Raw genomic sequence first — 14,451 nt, forward strand, 5'->3', positions numbered from 1 at the left:
ACGTGCATCTGTAGCAAGCTATTCAGATATAGGATATAGAGATGGAATGAGTAGGCTATCCTTATTTTTCGTTATTTCTCCTCATTCCTCGTCGTCCAGATTCAGCATATAGCTAATATCGGAGGCGGCTGTTGGATAGGCATAGATCACACTTTTAAGCTGATCGACTGTTAAGCCGAGGCGAATCGCGACTGCAAAATGATTGATGAGTTCATCCGCTTCACCGCTCAGCAGATGTGCACCGAGTACCGTTCGCTTTTGCTTATCCAGAATGATCTTAGCAAGTGCCTTCTCTCCACCTGTACGCTTATAGGTGTACCAGGAGGACATATCGTAGGTCTTAATGCTGACTTCATCGCCCCGTTTACGTGCATCCTGCTCTGATAGCCCGACAGTTGCTAATCGCGGCATCGTGAAGGCGACACTTGGAATCTCGGTGTACTCTGCTTTTTGCGAAGGGCCATGCAGCATATTATTCGCCGCTATCTTACCTTCCAGACCTGCGATTGGAGTAAGTGGCAAGCCCGGCGATGCCGCACAATCTCCAGCTGCATACACCTGCGGATTGCTCACACTTTGCAAATATTCATTGACGGTGATGCCTTTCTTCTGCGATTCTACATTACCCTGCTCCAGCTCCAGACGATGAATATTCGGTCTACGCCCAGCACCGTGGACGATCAAGCCACATTCGATATGAAGCAGCTCGGATGACTCGTTCGTAATCGATTCAGATGTAGCGGAGGCTGACGACGGAGACTGTGCAGAAGCGTCAGCGTGCTCATTGTCAGCTTGCTTGTAACGCGCATGAATTCGGTATAACGGCTGATTCGGCTGTGCGATTGGCGCTAGCGAGGAAGCTGTAACTATGGCGCCACCTGTCTCGGAGTCAGGATGCAGCAGTTCAATCGATTCCAGCTCGACATTCAGATGAATCTGAATGCCTGCCTGTCTGGATTGCTCCACCAGCGCATCCACCTGCTCGGGATCAAAGCCCTTGAGTGGACGATCACTACTATGCAAAATATGCACCTTCGCTCCAGCACGAGCGGCAATATGAGCAAATTCAAATGAAATATAGCCACCACCTACAAAGACGATCTGCTCTGGCAAATGCTCTAGCCCCAAGAAGCCATCGCTATTCGTCATATGCTCTTCACCCGGAATCGATAACGGTGCAGGCTCCGCTCCGGTTGCAATGAGAATATACCGTCCGGTTAATTGCTGTCCGTTCAACTCAATCGTTTGCTTGCCTGTAAAATGCGCCTGTCCGTGTAAGGTATGAATACCTGCCTCCTGTAGCTTCTGTTCATGTGCTTCAGGCATCGGCTCGGTAAAGGTACGTTTGAATGCCATCAGATCCGACCAATCGATCATTGCCGTGACATCCATCCCTTTGCCACGCATACGTGCTGTTCGCTCGACCAGATCAGCAGCTCCAACCAGTACTTTTTTCGGATCACAGCCACGCAGGGCGCAGGTTCCACCATATTCCCGTTCATCGATAATGGCGACCTCCCAGCCTTCCTGGCGGCAAAGCTGTGCAGCAGCGGCACCTGCACTTCCGGTTCCAATTACGATCAGATCATAGGTTGATGTCACGTCGTATCGCCTCGTTCCCTGTAAGATAGTTAGGTGCTCTATTACCTTTTAACCTTGAATACAGGCACACAATCGATGAATATATCGTAACCAATGATTTGTCTATACCTGTGTAACAGGGCTTTCTTCCTGGTTAATATATAGAAGAGACAGGACAGATAGGTTAGCACGAATAAGACTATTCAACCAATTTGCTGTATCACTCGTCGGAAATGCTATTAACTGGGAATTGTCATCTTTTTATCCTTTCTTTTATTTACACACCATGTTAAATTGTAAAAAAAATCTATTAAATACAGATCAGAGGGGTTATGACGATGAGAAAATTATGGCTTACATTGACGATGACCGCTGTATTTGTCGGAAGTGCCGCCATTCCTGCTACACCGAGTTTCGCAGCTTCTAGTGATAGCAAGCCAGATGGCACGTACACGATGGATCTGAATGATGATGGGAGCTATGAAGGCGATGTAGAGGACGATACGTACGGTGATGAGGGCACGATGGATGATATCGATCCTGCACTGGTCGCTGAAGCGGATCAGTTCGATCTGTATCTCGGTCAGCTCGGTGCATTACTGGATTACGAAGACAAAGCGTGGGCTGCCTACAATACCAATGATTATGTCAGCTCCAAAAACCGTAAGCAGGAATATCAGCTGATGACCTATACGGTGATCCCGAACTATACCAAGTTTTTGTCTGGATTAAAGCAGATCAAGCCTGAAAATGCAGAGGTTGCCCGCATTCACGCTCAATATGTGAAGGGTGCGTCCGCTGAGTTTGAAGCCTTTATGCTTTACAAAAAATATGTATCCACTCCCAAAATGAACGACCAGCTTCTGAAAAAAGTTCAAGCTAAGCTAACTGAAGGTAGTGATCTGATCGACCAGTTCTATAGCGATATCGATCAGTATCAGGTTCGCTTTGATGTGTTGTACGATTATGAAGACGATGGTAGCTATGACGATGAAGGCTACTACGATGAGGAAGCTGACAATTCAAGCACAGATGTAACGCCAACCGCATCAATGGACGATTTTATTTAAGCTTTTCGTTAATATAGCTAATTGTATAGCGGTACAAGCTTGATCATGTTGCGGCGGATATGGATGGCTTTCTTGCAAAGCGTTCTATATCCGCCAATGTACAGGATCGTAGACGGGCTGTATTGTTCTATCCCTGCCTCACCTCTCCTTCACAGGATCAATAGGTTATAACCATCTCATATACATAAAGGAGCTCACCCCTATGAAAAAGAAACTTTCTTTACTGCTCGCCCTAACGGTTGTATTTGGCTTGACTGTCCCTTCTGTTGTCCCTTATGCACAGGCAGCTTCTACCGATACGACAACAACAGATAGTAGCACAAACAGTACGGTGCAGCCGCCAATGAACGAGGATACAGGCACAGATCCAGATCTCGATACAGGTGAAGATCCAGAGCTTGATCCTGCAATGCTCGCTGAAGCTGAGGCCATGATTTCCTATGGAGATCAATTGGATGCCATTGCTGTATATGAGGAACGAGCGGTTGATACGTACAATAAATTCCGCTATGTGACATCAGCGAATCGCAAGCAAGCGTATTCGGCGCTCACTTATACAGTCATCCCGAACTATACCAAGTTCCTGGCAGGACTCAAGCAAATTAAACCAGAAAGCGTTCAGCTCGCCAAAATTCATGCGAACTACATCAAAGCAACTTCACTTCATCTGGAAGCAATGACATTGTTCAAAAAGTATGTATCCAGTCCAAAGCTAGACGTATCCATCTTAAATAAGGCAAATCAAAAGGTCGATGCAGGTATGGCTGCCCTGAATAGCTATAAAAAAGCGCTCGATGCCTATACTGCCCAATTTAACTGAGTACAAGCCGAATCATATACGTAAGCCAATCGATACGATCTATCCCGTACCATTCGGAATAAAAACGTCAATAGCCGATACATCCACAGCTCGATCGCTGTGAGTGTATCGGCTATTGCTATGTCTACATCTCCATCCGCTCCAGCACCATTACCGCGGCACCTACCGAGGCGGCGCGCTCCTGTAAATAGCCACGCGAAAATTGGGGATATGTTGCTGGCTCCCCATAAATTTGCTGCTGTGCCACATGAATCGCTGTGTCGTAGTAGCCGGGCGCTGCTTGAATCAGGGCACCACCTAGAATGACACGCTCTGGCTGTAATGTATTGATCAGGTTCGCCAGTCCGATGCCCATATAGCCTGCCGAGCGATGGAACATCTCCTGTAGTGTCGGATCGCCCTGCTGTAAACGAGTCGTAATTCGCTCCCAATCGAGCATATCCATCGGTGCCGTATGCTGATCCTCATGCTCCGCTGCTACAGGTGTCCAATCCAGACCCATGCGGCTATGCTGACGCACCTGCTGCTCCAGCGCCTGAATCGACGCATACGCTTCAAGCGCTCCGTAGTTCCCCTGATCATGCAGCCTTGCACCTCCAGCCGCCACGATCATTTGCCCAACGGCTCCCTCCTTGTCTACCGCTCCACGCATCAGCCGTCCATCGGATAAATACGCAGATCGAATGCCCATCCCCGCATTCACATATAGCACATGACGCACGTTATCTTCACGCATCGCCCAGTGTTCCCCTAGCAGAGCCGTATTCGTTCCATTATCCAGTAGTGCAGGCAGCTCCGTGCGCTCCATCAGCAAGCGACAGATCTGCACCTGTTGCCAGCCCGGTGCATTAAAATAGATCGGATGATGAATCATCCCTGTCTCATGATCCAGCGGCCCTACCGCACCAACACCAATACCAAGAATCCGGCGGCGGCTCATATGCCGCTCAGCGAGCACCTGCTGAACCTGCTGCCCCACCTCTTCTACCAGCTTCTCCGGGGTCATGCTCTCATCCATCGACCAGCGATAGGAATACAATGTATTCATACGCAGATCGTACAAGCCCAGCACGGAGTATACCCGCGAAATATCCAATCCGAAAATATACCGATTATGTGCGTTCATCCGGTACAATACAGGCTTACGTCCTCCTGTCGATTGCCCCAGACCAGATTCGACGATCCAGCCCTCATGCAGCAGCTCATCCAGCACACGATTCAAGCTACTGCTCGTAATATCAATATCCTTCATTAACTCAAGCTTGGAAACGTCATCCTGTGCAGCAATCCGCTCATACGTCTGCCGCTTTAACGTTTTGGCTGTATTTTGGTACACATTCATTCTCCCTATAGATGACATCATACAATGCCATTTGATATGTCTAGTTACGTTCATACGTCGAGCTTCATCCACATCGTGATATGTAGCTCCTATACCTCACTCTATTGTAGCTACCTTATGACGGAATAACCACCATCTAAAATGATCCCGCTCCAATGTCCAAATTTGCATAATTCATCCTATGGGCAATGGAAAGTGATCAACGATGCATACAATAAAACGAAGCTCGCCAAGCTTCTGGATCGTGCTGCTGGCAGAGCGACTTCTTCTTCCTAAAAATTATCATCAGCGCATACAAAAACCGCCTGTCTCTTATCGAGCACAGGCGGTTTTTATGATCACGTTTGTTACTTGCGGGCAGTAGTAGTATCGAAGTTTGGTAGGTACGGATTCTAAAGCTATAAATACAGTAACGCTGTATAACCTTTGCTTTTACCAAAATCACTCGTATTAAACCGTGTGTTCAACCATAACCAGCACGGTATCCAAACTATTTACGTACTACCGTGTAGCCCTTCTTCTGTAGCAGATGGACAATGCCATCATCACTCAGATAGTGGGCTGCACCCACAACGATGAAGTACTTTTTGCCGCCGCCATTTCTCAGGTAACCATCGATTTTGTCGACCATACCGATATTACGATCGACCAGCATCGCTTTGTGGTATTCTGGAATATCTTCGGAGCTTGTGGTCATTTGATACAGCTCGACTTCATTACCCGTTTTCCAGGTTTCCGCCATTTTGTCGACCGAATCATCGGTTTTGCCATCGGCATAGTCTTCATAGCCACGAAGCGCAGAGTACAATAGTAAATCCTGCAATTCTGGCGAGAAGTTGTTCAGCATACCGAGCTGAGACTGATCGGATTCCAGTTCAATTACAGGCAGCTTACGCGCGACTGCTTGCTTGAGGAAATACAGATCGATTCCGTTGTCCGCCTGGTACTTGGACGTGGAATTGGCAATGGAGTCAACGATCATTTCGACAACCCATGGCTTGAATTCATTGAGTGCATCGGGTTCTTTTCCATTTTCTTTCAGGAATTTGCCAAGTTTGGCGTATGTATCCGCAGCGATATGATTAGGGAGTATGCTGCCATCCTGATACGTGCCCATTTGTGCGATTTGCTGGTAAAATTGATCATCTGTCGTTTTGGTAATGTCTACTTCAACGCCAAGATAATCGGCTTGAGCGAAAGCATCCTCATATTCCTTACGCAGCGGATAAAAGCTGTCGTTCGCAATATGCATGGAACCGACCAGATAGACGGTATTGCCATTCGCTTGCACTTCCCACATAAAGCCTTTGCCACCCGTTTGTACAGCTGGCGTTGCTGGTTCTGTCGTGGTCGCTGGTGGTGAAGTAACAGGTGGTGTTGCTGGAGCGACAGGTGCTACCGTATTGTCTACCGACGGTGCCGCTGCGTTATCTGCTGGTGCAGTAGACGGCGCTGGAGCTGCTGGAACGGTTACAGGAGCGGTGATTTGAATCGTGCGCGTTTTGGCATTCCAGCTTACCGCGTATCCGGTCAGATCGCCAAAAGTACGAATCGGCACGTAGATCGTACCATTCAGCTTGGTCAGCTTGCTTTTGACAGTGACGCTTTTGCCATTCACGATGGCAGTGATGTTGTTGCCAGATACGCTGGACAGGGTGATGCCCATCGCTTTGAGTGTAGAACGCAGCGGTACAAGTGTCGTCTGCTGCTGTACAGTAGGCGCTACGCCTGTGCTGTACTCTACTTTCTTCTCGTTGACTTTGACCGTCAGCGGCTGGGCTGCGGATGCCAGCGCCGGGGTAACGGTTACAAGCAGACCCGCTGCGAGAACCAGGGACAGTAATGGATGATGCCAATTTTTCATTGCAGGACTCCCTCTGAATGTGATGATATCCGAACTGTCCCATTCCTTGAATGATCAGGGATGATGCAAGTCAAACGTGTCTCTATTAATATTGCATATTCTTATTTGGAGTACAATATCCTTGTTACTGTATATTCATATTTTCATAAAAAATAGGGAATCGCTGACATGGTGCCTGTTGTCAGCGTATTCCCTATTAGCTTCGTATCAATTAGCTTGTTTCTTACTATTATTACTTTCCAAAAAGCTCCGCAAATCCTCCGCAATCGTCTTGGACTGTGTATAGTGCAGATAATGCGTGCCATTCAGCGGTACGATCTCTGCGTGTGTGGAATTCGCGATCTGTTCTTCATGCAGTGGAAGCCAATTTTTGATCTCTGGATCATCCTTCACGAGGAAGAAGATGACAGGCAAGTTTTTCGGGAATTGTAGCCCTTGTACCGACTCGAAGTTCTTCGGCAGAAGCTGTGCTTCACTCTGAATATCGGCATTCATCATATTTTGCAGGGTAATCATCTTGATCTGCTCCTGGGTGGGCTCGTCGACGCTTGGGGGTGTCATGATCTGTGCTGGATTCATTTTTACAATTAAGCGGTAGAAACCCGACTGTTCCAGAAAGCTCAGCGACTGTGTATCCATTACCTCGGTTGGCTGAGTTGGTACACTTGTATCAATTCCGGCAAAGGCCGTCACTTCATTCGGGTATTTGTTCACATAATCCAGTCCGTAGATACCTGCGATGGAATGACCCATCAGGATATACTTATTAATTTTGAGCTGGGATAACGCTTCGTGCAGCTCATTCGTAATATTGTCTACGGTACGTGGCTTATCTGTCACATCGCTAAGTCCATAGCCAAATGGCTCTACGACAACGACCCGATAGTGTGGCGATAACTGCGCAATCAATGGCTTGAAATCCAGTGCAGGTGAAGCGGTAGCAAAGCCGGGTAGCAATACGATCGTCTGCTCGCCTGAGCCTTGAATTAGCACATTCATCCGCTTGCCCTCTACAGTTACGGCTTGTCCGTAGGACTGAATCTCCTTTTTCTCGGAGTTACTTGCGACGACATTCACGGTATAGACGGTAGCTACAAAGAGTACAATTAAGAGCAAGACTGTAGCCACAGCGATGAGCATAAACTTTAACAATTTCTTCAGTTTCATCTTTTTCATTCCTTCTCACGCACGACATGACGGTGACGTTAGTATGGTATGGTGCCAAACGCTAGATTAGTACGGATATTTTGCTGTGCAAAAATCCCTTTCTCATTTCACCTCGCGTTTATAGTGCCAAACGCTAGAACTACTTACGTTCGACCGTATATCCTTTGTTCTGTAATAGTTGTACAATCCCATCCTGACCTAGATAATGACCTGCACCGATTACGATAAAATACGTTTTGCCGTCGCCTTGTTGTAAGTAGCCGTCGATCTTATCGACCATATGAATGTTGCGATCAGTCAGCATTGCTTTTTTATATTCGGGCTCGATGCCCATGCTGTTCGTTAGCTCTAGTAGTTGCTCATCATTACCGCTCTTCCACATCTCTGCCATAGCTTTAAGCGTCTCCTGCTGGCTCTTACCCATCTGATCTATCGCCGTATTCAGATTCTTCTCCTGCAATTCCTCGGAGAAGCCGCTAATCATCTTCATCTGGGAGTCAAACGTCTCCAGCTCCGTGACAGGTAATTTACGCTCGGCTGCTTTTTGTAAAAAGTGTAGATCAATGCCCTCTGTTGCTTCATAGCCAGATTTTGCCGCATCCAGTGTGGCTAAGGTGAGCTCGGCAAACCACGGCTTGAAGGCATCCAGCTCATCCGGTTTCATTCCATTCTGCTCTAATACTTTGCCAAGCTTAGCATAGGCTGCTGGAGCGATATGATCCTGAAGCTTGCTTCCATCCTCGTACATGCCCAGCTTCAAGCTTAGCTGTTGATCGGCTTCCGTCACTTTGGAAATATCGACCTCTACGCCGAGCACATCCGACTGCTGAAATGCCTCTTCGTACTCCTTACGCAGCGGGTAAAAGCTCTTATCTGCGATATGCATGGAACCGACCAGATACACGGTGTTATCGCCATGCTTCACTTCCCAGAGGAAGCCGCGTCCGGTACTTGTATTCGTCTCACTTCCTGCTGGAGCGTTACCTGATGGTGAGTTGCCACTACCTGTCGGACGCTCAGCTGTAGCTGTACCTGAAGACAACGTAATGATGCGCTTCGCGCTGTTCCACGTTACGGTATGTCCAGTCAGCTCGGCGAATGTGCGAACCGGTACATAAGTGACACCATCGACCATTGTTAGCGATCCGCTCGCCTGTACACGTTTGCCATGGATGCTAGCGGTAATCGTCTTGCCGGATATTTGTACCAGCTTTGCTCCCATGGCTTCCAGCGTCGCCCGCAGTGGCACAAGGGTAGTCTGCTGCTTCATTACAGGTGCTACCTTTGTATAACGAATCTGCTGTCCGTCGATATGCAGCGAAGGGGTAGAGGATACGATAGATGTCGCTGCATTCGCTTGTATATTTGTTGTTAGTAGACTTATAGTTAGGAATAGTGCTGTCCAGATCGATATCCATTTGCTCGCATTTTGCTTGCTTGATTGTGAGCGGTCTGACTCGTTCATCCTCTGCTTGGCGTCTGTACCAAAGTTAGCTATTCGATTTCTCAGTTTCATGGTGTTTCCCCCGTCCTGTAAAATGAGTGATCGTACCTGGAGCCATCCAATCGCGATAACGTTACAAGGGCTGGTGTAGGCGAATCTCGCCTGCTGTACTACTTCAACTTACGAACTTACGGATTGTTATGAACAGTCTCGCCTTTTAGCGGCTTCATACCCTCAGGCCACCGAATCGCGATCGCCCGACCTTGGAACAGGTCAGCATGATCAGATACTTGAAAATGCATATGTGCTTCACTGGAATTACCAGAGTTACCTACATTCCCGACCTTTTGCCCTCGCTTCACCATATCGCCCTTTTTCACAATAACGGAGCCTTTTTCCAAATGTGCCAGTGTGCTGTATTCATCGCCATGCTGGATCACGACCATATTGCCAGCAGGCTGATCGGGATTCATTTTACCGACTGGCTCGTTATCTGGAATATCGTTTACGACGCTGACCACTTTGCCATCTGCGGGTGCAAGTGCTGGCTGTCCGAAGGCATAGTAGCTCTTATTCAGTTTCGGATCGCCGCTATACGAGACACCGTCTTTCATTTGGATAAAATCATACGCATAACGCTGTTCAGGTACTTCATAGTGATAGTTCTGCATCACATTATTGCCGCCCCAGAATACGAACCAGTCGCCATTAAAAGGTAAATGATACGTTGTACGAGTGAGCTTACTATCGGTATCTGGGAACGTTTCTACCGCTTTCATCACTATTCCTGAGATTTGACCGTTATCATTGACTGCTGCGATCAGACCGATCTTGCCTGTATCGCTAAGCCACTGATGAATGGTACTGCCATTCATATCCTGGGGTTTACCGAGTGGTGTGAATGCCTTGATATTTTGTAGCACCTGCTTTGTCGTTGCTGCCAATTGCTGTTCGGTGATGTCCTGTTGGAACTCTGGCGTAAATTGAGCATACACCTGCTTCGTTTGCCCGGCTAACAGGGCATCCGGGATGCGTTCAAGGGTAATCGGATCATTCGTTTGCTCTGCCGTTGATGCATCTGGTGCTTGCTGCTCGTCCATAGCCGTTGCCTCCTCTGGTGAAGCTGGCTGCTGTGCTGATGTATCGGAAGGAGCGGATGCGTTATCATTGGAGGTGCACCCGCTAAGTAAAAGCAGGGTCATACCTGTAGCTACAACAAGAGGGAAGAAGGGACGGCTGACAGGATGAATAACCGAAACGTCTTTAGGCTGAGGTGAAGTCAAAAGGGAACGTAGCGTATCTTTTATCATTTTCAAACTCAATCTCTCCTTTATCTTCAGACGATGAGTCGATCAGGACAGATTCACAATTATCGACTCATCGCTAAAGGTATTGGGCTATCACGTTCTCTGCTGGAGCAAGTTACAGCTAATCTACATTAAAGCTTCTAGTTATAATGACTACGAGATGAGGACTATTCTTACTAGAATGTTACTTGCTTGCTACGGATGGCTTACATGCTATCGTGTAGCTATTCATATTTCTCGCAACTAACTGCATCTTCCTTAAATCTTGTACGCCTTCATCGCGCGGCGTAGCTCCTTCCACGTTGGGCGCTTGCCATACATGAGTACGCCAGTACGATAGATTTTGGTGGAAATCCAGCCACAGACCAGAATGGAAACGAGTAGAATAATCGTGGAGACGAGAACCTCCCACCATGCGATCGTGCCAAGACCGATTCGGATTAGTGCTGTCGTTGGAGCGAAGAACGGCACATACGATGCAATCCGAATGATCAATGAATTCGGGTTCGAAATGCTGAAAATACCGATATAAAATGCCGCCAGTGTCAATACGGTCAGGATCGATACCGCTTGACCCAGATCCTCGGTACGGCTCACAATCGAGCCAACCGCTGCATACAGTGTGGAATACAGGAAGTAGCCAAGAATATAAAACATAAAGCCAAGTACTGCGACATGCCACGATAGATTGGATACATGCAGATTGAACTGAGCGAGCACATCCTGATAATACGGTAAGAATAGATGTGCAATGACGACGACTGCATATACCCCCATCTGCGTAATACCGACCAGGAAGATACCGATAATTTTGCCAAACATCTGGGTTAATGGGGATACACTGGTGATCAGAATCTCCATGACACGCGAGCTTTTTTCCGACGTAATCTCAGACGCGACCATATTGCCGGTCATCGTGAGCGAGATGAAGAATAGAATCATCAGAATATAGACGAGGATAAAGTTTTCACGCGTATACGAGCGACCATTGTCGTCTGTGCCGCCGCTACCCTGCTGATCCGGTGACTGATGCACAATCGTAACCGGGCTGCTCAGCTCCTGAAGCTGCTGTTCATTCAGCTGTCCACCTGCTACACTGCGTAGCTTGACTATCTGAGCGGCACTTTGTAATAGCGTTTGCGCGCTAGTTGCGTCGTTATCACTCACCAGCGTTACCGTTGGGAAAGCATCCTTGCCTGCTCCCTTGAGCAACAGATATCCATCCAGCTCCTTATTTTGAATCAGACGATTCAGCTCTGCCTCACTGCGTGGCTGTTCCTGCCAATCGATCTGCGTTGGCGCTGTCGTATTGCTTGTCGTAGCTGATGCTGCCTGTGTCTGCTGCTTCTGCGCCTGTACAGCGACCTCGCTAATCTGTTGTGCCAGTTCATTGTACGAGCCTGTCGCAATCCCTAGCTTCAAGGCACCCTCTCCATCGTTGCCGGAGAACAGCTGGATGGCATACGGGATATTCAGAGCGACGATCAGTAGCACAGCAAGTAATAATGTCGTGATACGAAAGGACTTTGTTTTCACCTTATTTCGATACGTGAATGCGATTACAGCTCCGAGTTTATTCATGGGATGAACCCACCACCTTAATGAAGATTTCATTCAATGTTGGCTCTTGAATCTCGAAACGATCAACTGTGCCCTGCGCAACCGCTGCCTGCAAAATCCGCTGCGCGGCTTCTTCATTCGTAATATGAATGCGGTAATTCCCATCATCATGACGATTGACAGACTGCACACCTTCCAGCAGTTCCAGATTCGGAACAGGCTGCGGCGTACGAAGCAGCACATGCTCGCGTGGATATGACTTTTTGATCTCACGAATATCGCCTTGAAGTACAGGCTTCGAGCGGCGCAGCATTGTTAAATGGCGACATAGCTCCTCGACATGCTCCATACGGTGAGTCGAGAATAGAATAGCAGTTCCTTCGCTTCGTAGCTCCAGTACGACTTCCTTGAGCATCTCTACGTTGACGGGATCGAGTCCGCTGAACGCCTCGTCCAGTATAAGAATCTGCGGACGGTGAATGACGGCGGCGATAAAGCCCATTTTCTGCTGATTCCCCTTGGACAATTCTTCAATCCGCTTGTTCTCGTATTCCATCGCATCGAATCGTTCCAGCCAGTAGCGCAGGCTTTGCTTCGCATCGGCATTTTTCATGCCGCGCAGATTCGCCAGATACAATAGCTGATCGCTAATCTTCACCTTTGGATACAGACCGCGCTCCTCTGGTAAATATCCCATCAATGGCTGGAGTCCACTATGATAAGGCTTGCCATTATATAAAATGCTCCCCTCGTCGGGATAGATCAGACCGAGCACCATACGCATCGTTGTCGTCTTGCCAGCTCCGTTCGCTCCGAGCAGTCCGTAAATCTCCCCCGCTTCCACCTCAAGTGATAGTCCATCTACTGCGGTATGCCCTGCGTACTGCTTGACGATGCCATTTAACTGTAATGGATTCATACCTTCGCCTCCCCAAGATGATGGATTCGATAATCGTTCACCCAGCATGACAACAATTCTTCCCATTCCAGACCGTTAACCTGTACCGGAATATCGTTCTCCTCTGCAATCTGCTGAAGCTCGGCGGGCTGAGAGGTGTGCACTCGTACGCTTCCATCGGGTTTCGCGTCCCAATCCAGTATGCCGGGCAGCTCCTTCAGATCGTCCAATAGCTGTCTGTCTGCTACCGGGCCGAGCCATACTTCCTTCCACTGCTGATACAGCTCGTCCTTTTCCTTCATGCCGCAGATTTGCCCTTCATACATGAGAGCGACATAATCCGCCAGTCGCTTGACCTCTTCCATCCGATGCGTGGTGATCAGCACTGTCACATCGCCGCGCTCCATCTCGCTATGCAGTGCGGACAGCATATCCTTCCAGGCAAAAGGGTCAAGCCCGGATGAAGGCTCATCCAGCAATAATAGCTTTGGCGATGTTGCCAGTGCAGCCGCAAAAACAAACTTCTGCTGTTGACCCTTGGACAGCTTGGACAGACGTACATCCTCAGGCACCTTGAGCTGATGTAGTAGCTCCTCAAATCGCTGTTGGTTCCAGTTCGGATACCACTGCGAACGAAAGGCTGCGGCTTGCCTTGCTGTAGAGCGATTCTCCTCCAGCATAGGCAGCTCGGCTACATAGGCAATCTGTTGTCGTAGATGGACTGGCAATTCGCCTTCACATGCTTCGCCCATCCAGGTGATACGGCCGCTATCCGGATACAGGGTGCGCAGCAACATGTGGATCAATGTACTTTTACCTGTACCATTCTCTCCGACCAGCGCAGTCACATACCCACGCGGTATACTCCAGTTAATCGGTCCGATCCGATGCTCACGACGTTTCTTACATACCTGTTCGAGTGTAATCGCCGACTCCAATTCTGATTGCATCATGCTAGCTGTCATTCCTGTATCCTGAATACTCATGCCTGTTCATCTCCTTAGGGTAGCTGCCGTTCACTCAGCAATTGTTCAAATAATTCATGCAACTGCTGACGATTCCAGCCAAAATTCGTTCCTCGTGTAATCACTTCATCCAGTAGCTGGCGAATCTGTTGTTCGCCTAAACGTACACGCTGCTCTTCCTCTACCTTCGTAACAAAAGTACCTGTTCCCTGACGGGTTCTTAATAAGCCTTCATTTTCTAGATCCTGATATACACGCCGGATCGTAATCACACTGCACTTGAGCTCTGCCGCGAACTCTCGAATGGAAGGAAGCAGTCGTCCTTCTTCAATCTGTCCGCTTAAAATAAGCGCTCGTAGCTGATCTTCGACCTGGCGGTACAGAGGCTCTGCACTATTTTCATTAATCTGTACTGGTATTCTCATACATCTCG

12 protein-coding genes are annotated in these 14,451 nt (G+C 48.3%); 2 read left to right on the forward strand and 10 right to left on the reverse strand.

From position 1 onward, the window contains the following. Positions 1–81 precede the first annotated feature (81 nt). Positions 82–1,602, reverse strand: a complete 1,521-nt coding sequence (locus IEX62_RS11825) for a dihydrolipoyl dehydrogenase family protein (protein ID WP_188775736.1) — start codon at positions 1,600–1,602, stop codon at positions 82–84. 317 nt (positions 1,603–1,919) lie between these two features. Between IEX62_RS11825 and IEX62_RS11830 the strand changes: the two genes are divergently transcribed. Both IEX62_RS11830 and IEX62_RS11835 read left to right on the forward strand, forming a co-directional pair. After that, positions 1,920–2,651 (forward strand): hypothetical protein, encoded by a 732-nt coding sequence (locus IEX62_RS11830; protein ID WP_188775737.1) that lies wholly within the window; start codon positions 1,920–1,922, stop codon positions 2,649–2,651. A 202-nt stretch (positions 2,652–2,853) separates the two neighbouring features. Further along, complete coding sequence (locus tag IEX62_RS11835; protein WP_188775738.1) at positions 2,854–3,471, forward strand: hypothetical protein; 618 nt, start codon at positions 2,854–2,856, stop codon at positions 3,469–3,471. Positions 3,472–3,595: 124 nt separating this feature from the next. On the opposite strand, the gene IEX62_RS11840 is transcribed toward IEX62_RS11835, so the two are convergent. The 9 genes from IEX62_RS11840 to IEX62_RS11880 all read right to left on the reverse strand — a co-directional run bounded on the left by IEX62_RS11840 (position 3,596) and on the right by IEX62_RS11880 (position 14,443). Continuing rightward, positions 3,596–4,813 (reverse strand): ROK family protein, encoded by a 1,218-nt coding sequence (locus tag IEX62_RS11840; protein WP_188775739.1) that lies wholly within the window; start codon positions 4,811–4,813, stop codon positions 3,596–3,598. A 490-nt stretch (positions 4,814–5,303) separates the two neighbouring features. Next, positions 5,304–6,677, reverse strand: a complete 1,374-nt coding sequence (locus tag IEX62_RS11845; RefSeq protein WP_188775740.1) for a TraB/GumN family protein — start codon at positions 6,675–6,677, stop codon at positions 5,304–5,306. 207 nt (positions 6,678–6,884) lie between these two features. Beyond that, positions 6,885–7,838: an alpha/beta hydrolase gene (locus IEX62_RS11850; RefSeq protein ID WP_188776056.1), complete on the reverse strand. Its 954-nt coding sequence runs from the start codon at positions 7,836–7,838 to the stop codon at positions 6,885–6,887. Between the two features lie 145 nt (positions 7,839–7,983). Further along, positions 7,984–9,360, reverse strand: a complete 1,377-nt coding sequence (locus tag IEX62_RS11855) for a TraB/GumN family protein (protein WP_229685743.1) — start codon at positions 9,358–9,360, stop codon at positions 7,984–7,986. 116 nt (positions 9,361–9,476) lie between these two features. After that, positions 9,477–10,598, reverse strand: coding sequence for a M23 family metallopeptidase (locus IEX62_RS11860; RefSeq protein WP_229685767.1), 1,122 nt, complete (start codon positions 10,596–10,598; stop codon positions 9,477–9,479). Between the two features lie 255 nt (positions 10,599–10,853). Then, positions 10,854–12,176 (reverse strand): ABC transporter permease, encoded by a 1,323-nt coding sequence (locus IEX62_RS11865; RefSeq protein WP_188775741.1) that lies wholly within the window; start codon positions 12,174–12,176, stop codon positions 10,854–10,856. Then, positions 12,169–13,074: an ABC transporter ATP-binding protein gene (locus tag IEX62_RS11870; protein ID WP_188775742.1), complete on the reverse strand. Its 906-nt coding sequence runs from the start codon at positions 13,072–13,074 to the stop codon at positions 12,169–12,171. Before IEX62_RS11870 ends, IEX62_RS11865 begins: the two co-directional genes overlap by 8 nt. Beyond that, a complete protein-coding gene (locus IEX62_RS11875) occupies positions 13,071–14,039 on the reverse strand; it encodes an ABC transporter ATP-binding protein (RefSeq protein WP_229685744.1) in 969 nt (322 codons plus the stop codon). The genes IEX62_RS11870 and IEX62_RS11875 overlap by 4 nt, the downstream gene beginning before the upstream one ends. Positions 14,040–14,053: 14 nt before the next feature. Beyond that, the gene (locus IEX62_RS11880; protein ID WP_188775743.1) at positions 14,054–14,443 is read right to left on the reverse strand and encodes a GntR family transcriptional regulator; all 390 of its coding nucleotides are present in this window, start codon (positions 14,441–14,443) and stop codon (positions 14,054–14,056) included. Between the last annotated feature and the right edge of the window lie 8 nt (positions 14,444–14,451).

Source organism: Paenibacillus hunanensis (assembly GCF_014645615.1).
In the GTDB taxonomy this organism is placed as follows: Bacteria; Bacillota; Bacilli; order Paenibacillales; family Paenibacillaceae; genus Saccharibacillus; species Saccharibacillus hunanensis.

Bases quoted from the DNA above. Each gene is read 5' to 3' on its own strand.
- IEX62_RS11830 (WP_188775737.1), top strand. From the start codon at position 1,920: ATGAGAAAATTATGGCTTACATTGACGATGACCGCTGTATTTGTCGGA.
- IEX62_RS11835 (WP_188775738.1), top strand. From the start codon at position 2,854: ATGAAAAAGAAACTTTCTTTACTGCTCGCCCTAACGGTTGTATTTGGC.
- IEX62_RS11840 (WP_188775739.1), bottom strand. From the start codon at position 4,813: ATGAATGTGTACCAAAATACAGCCAAAACGTTAAAGCGGCAGACGTAT.
- IEX62_RS11845 (WP_188775740.1), bottom strand. From the start codon at position 6,677: ATGAAAAATTGGCATCATCCATTACTGTCCCTGGTTCTCGCAGCGGGT.
- IEX62_RS11855 (WP_229685743.1), bottom strand. From the start codon at position 9,360: ATGAAACTGAGAAATCGAATAGCTAACTTTGGTACAGACGCCAAGCAG.
- IEX62_RS11860 (WP_229685767.1), bottom strand. From the start codon at position 10,598: ATGATAAAAGATACGCTACGTTCCCTTTTGACTTCACCTCAGCCTAAA.
- IEX62_RS11865 (WP_188775741.1), bottom strand. From the start codon at position 12,176: ATGAATAAACTCGGAGCTGTAATCGCATTCACGTATCGAAATAAGGTG.
- IEX62_RS11870 (WP_188775742.1), bottom strand. From the start codon at position 13,074: ATGAATCCATTACAGTTAAATGGCATCGTCAAGCAGTACGCAGGGCAT.
- IEX62_RS11875 (WP_229685744.1), bottom strand. From the start codon at position 14,039: ATGAGTATTCAGGATACAGGAATGACAGCTAGCATGATGCAATCAGAA.
- IEX62_RS11880 (WP_188775743.1), bottom strand. From the start codon at position 14,443: ATGAGAATACCAGTACAGATTAATGAAAATAGTGCAGAGCCTCTGTAC.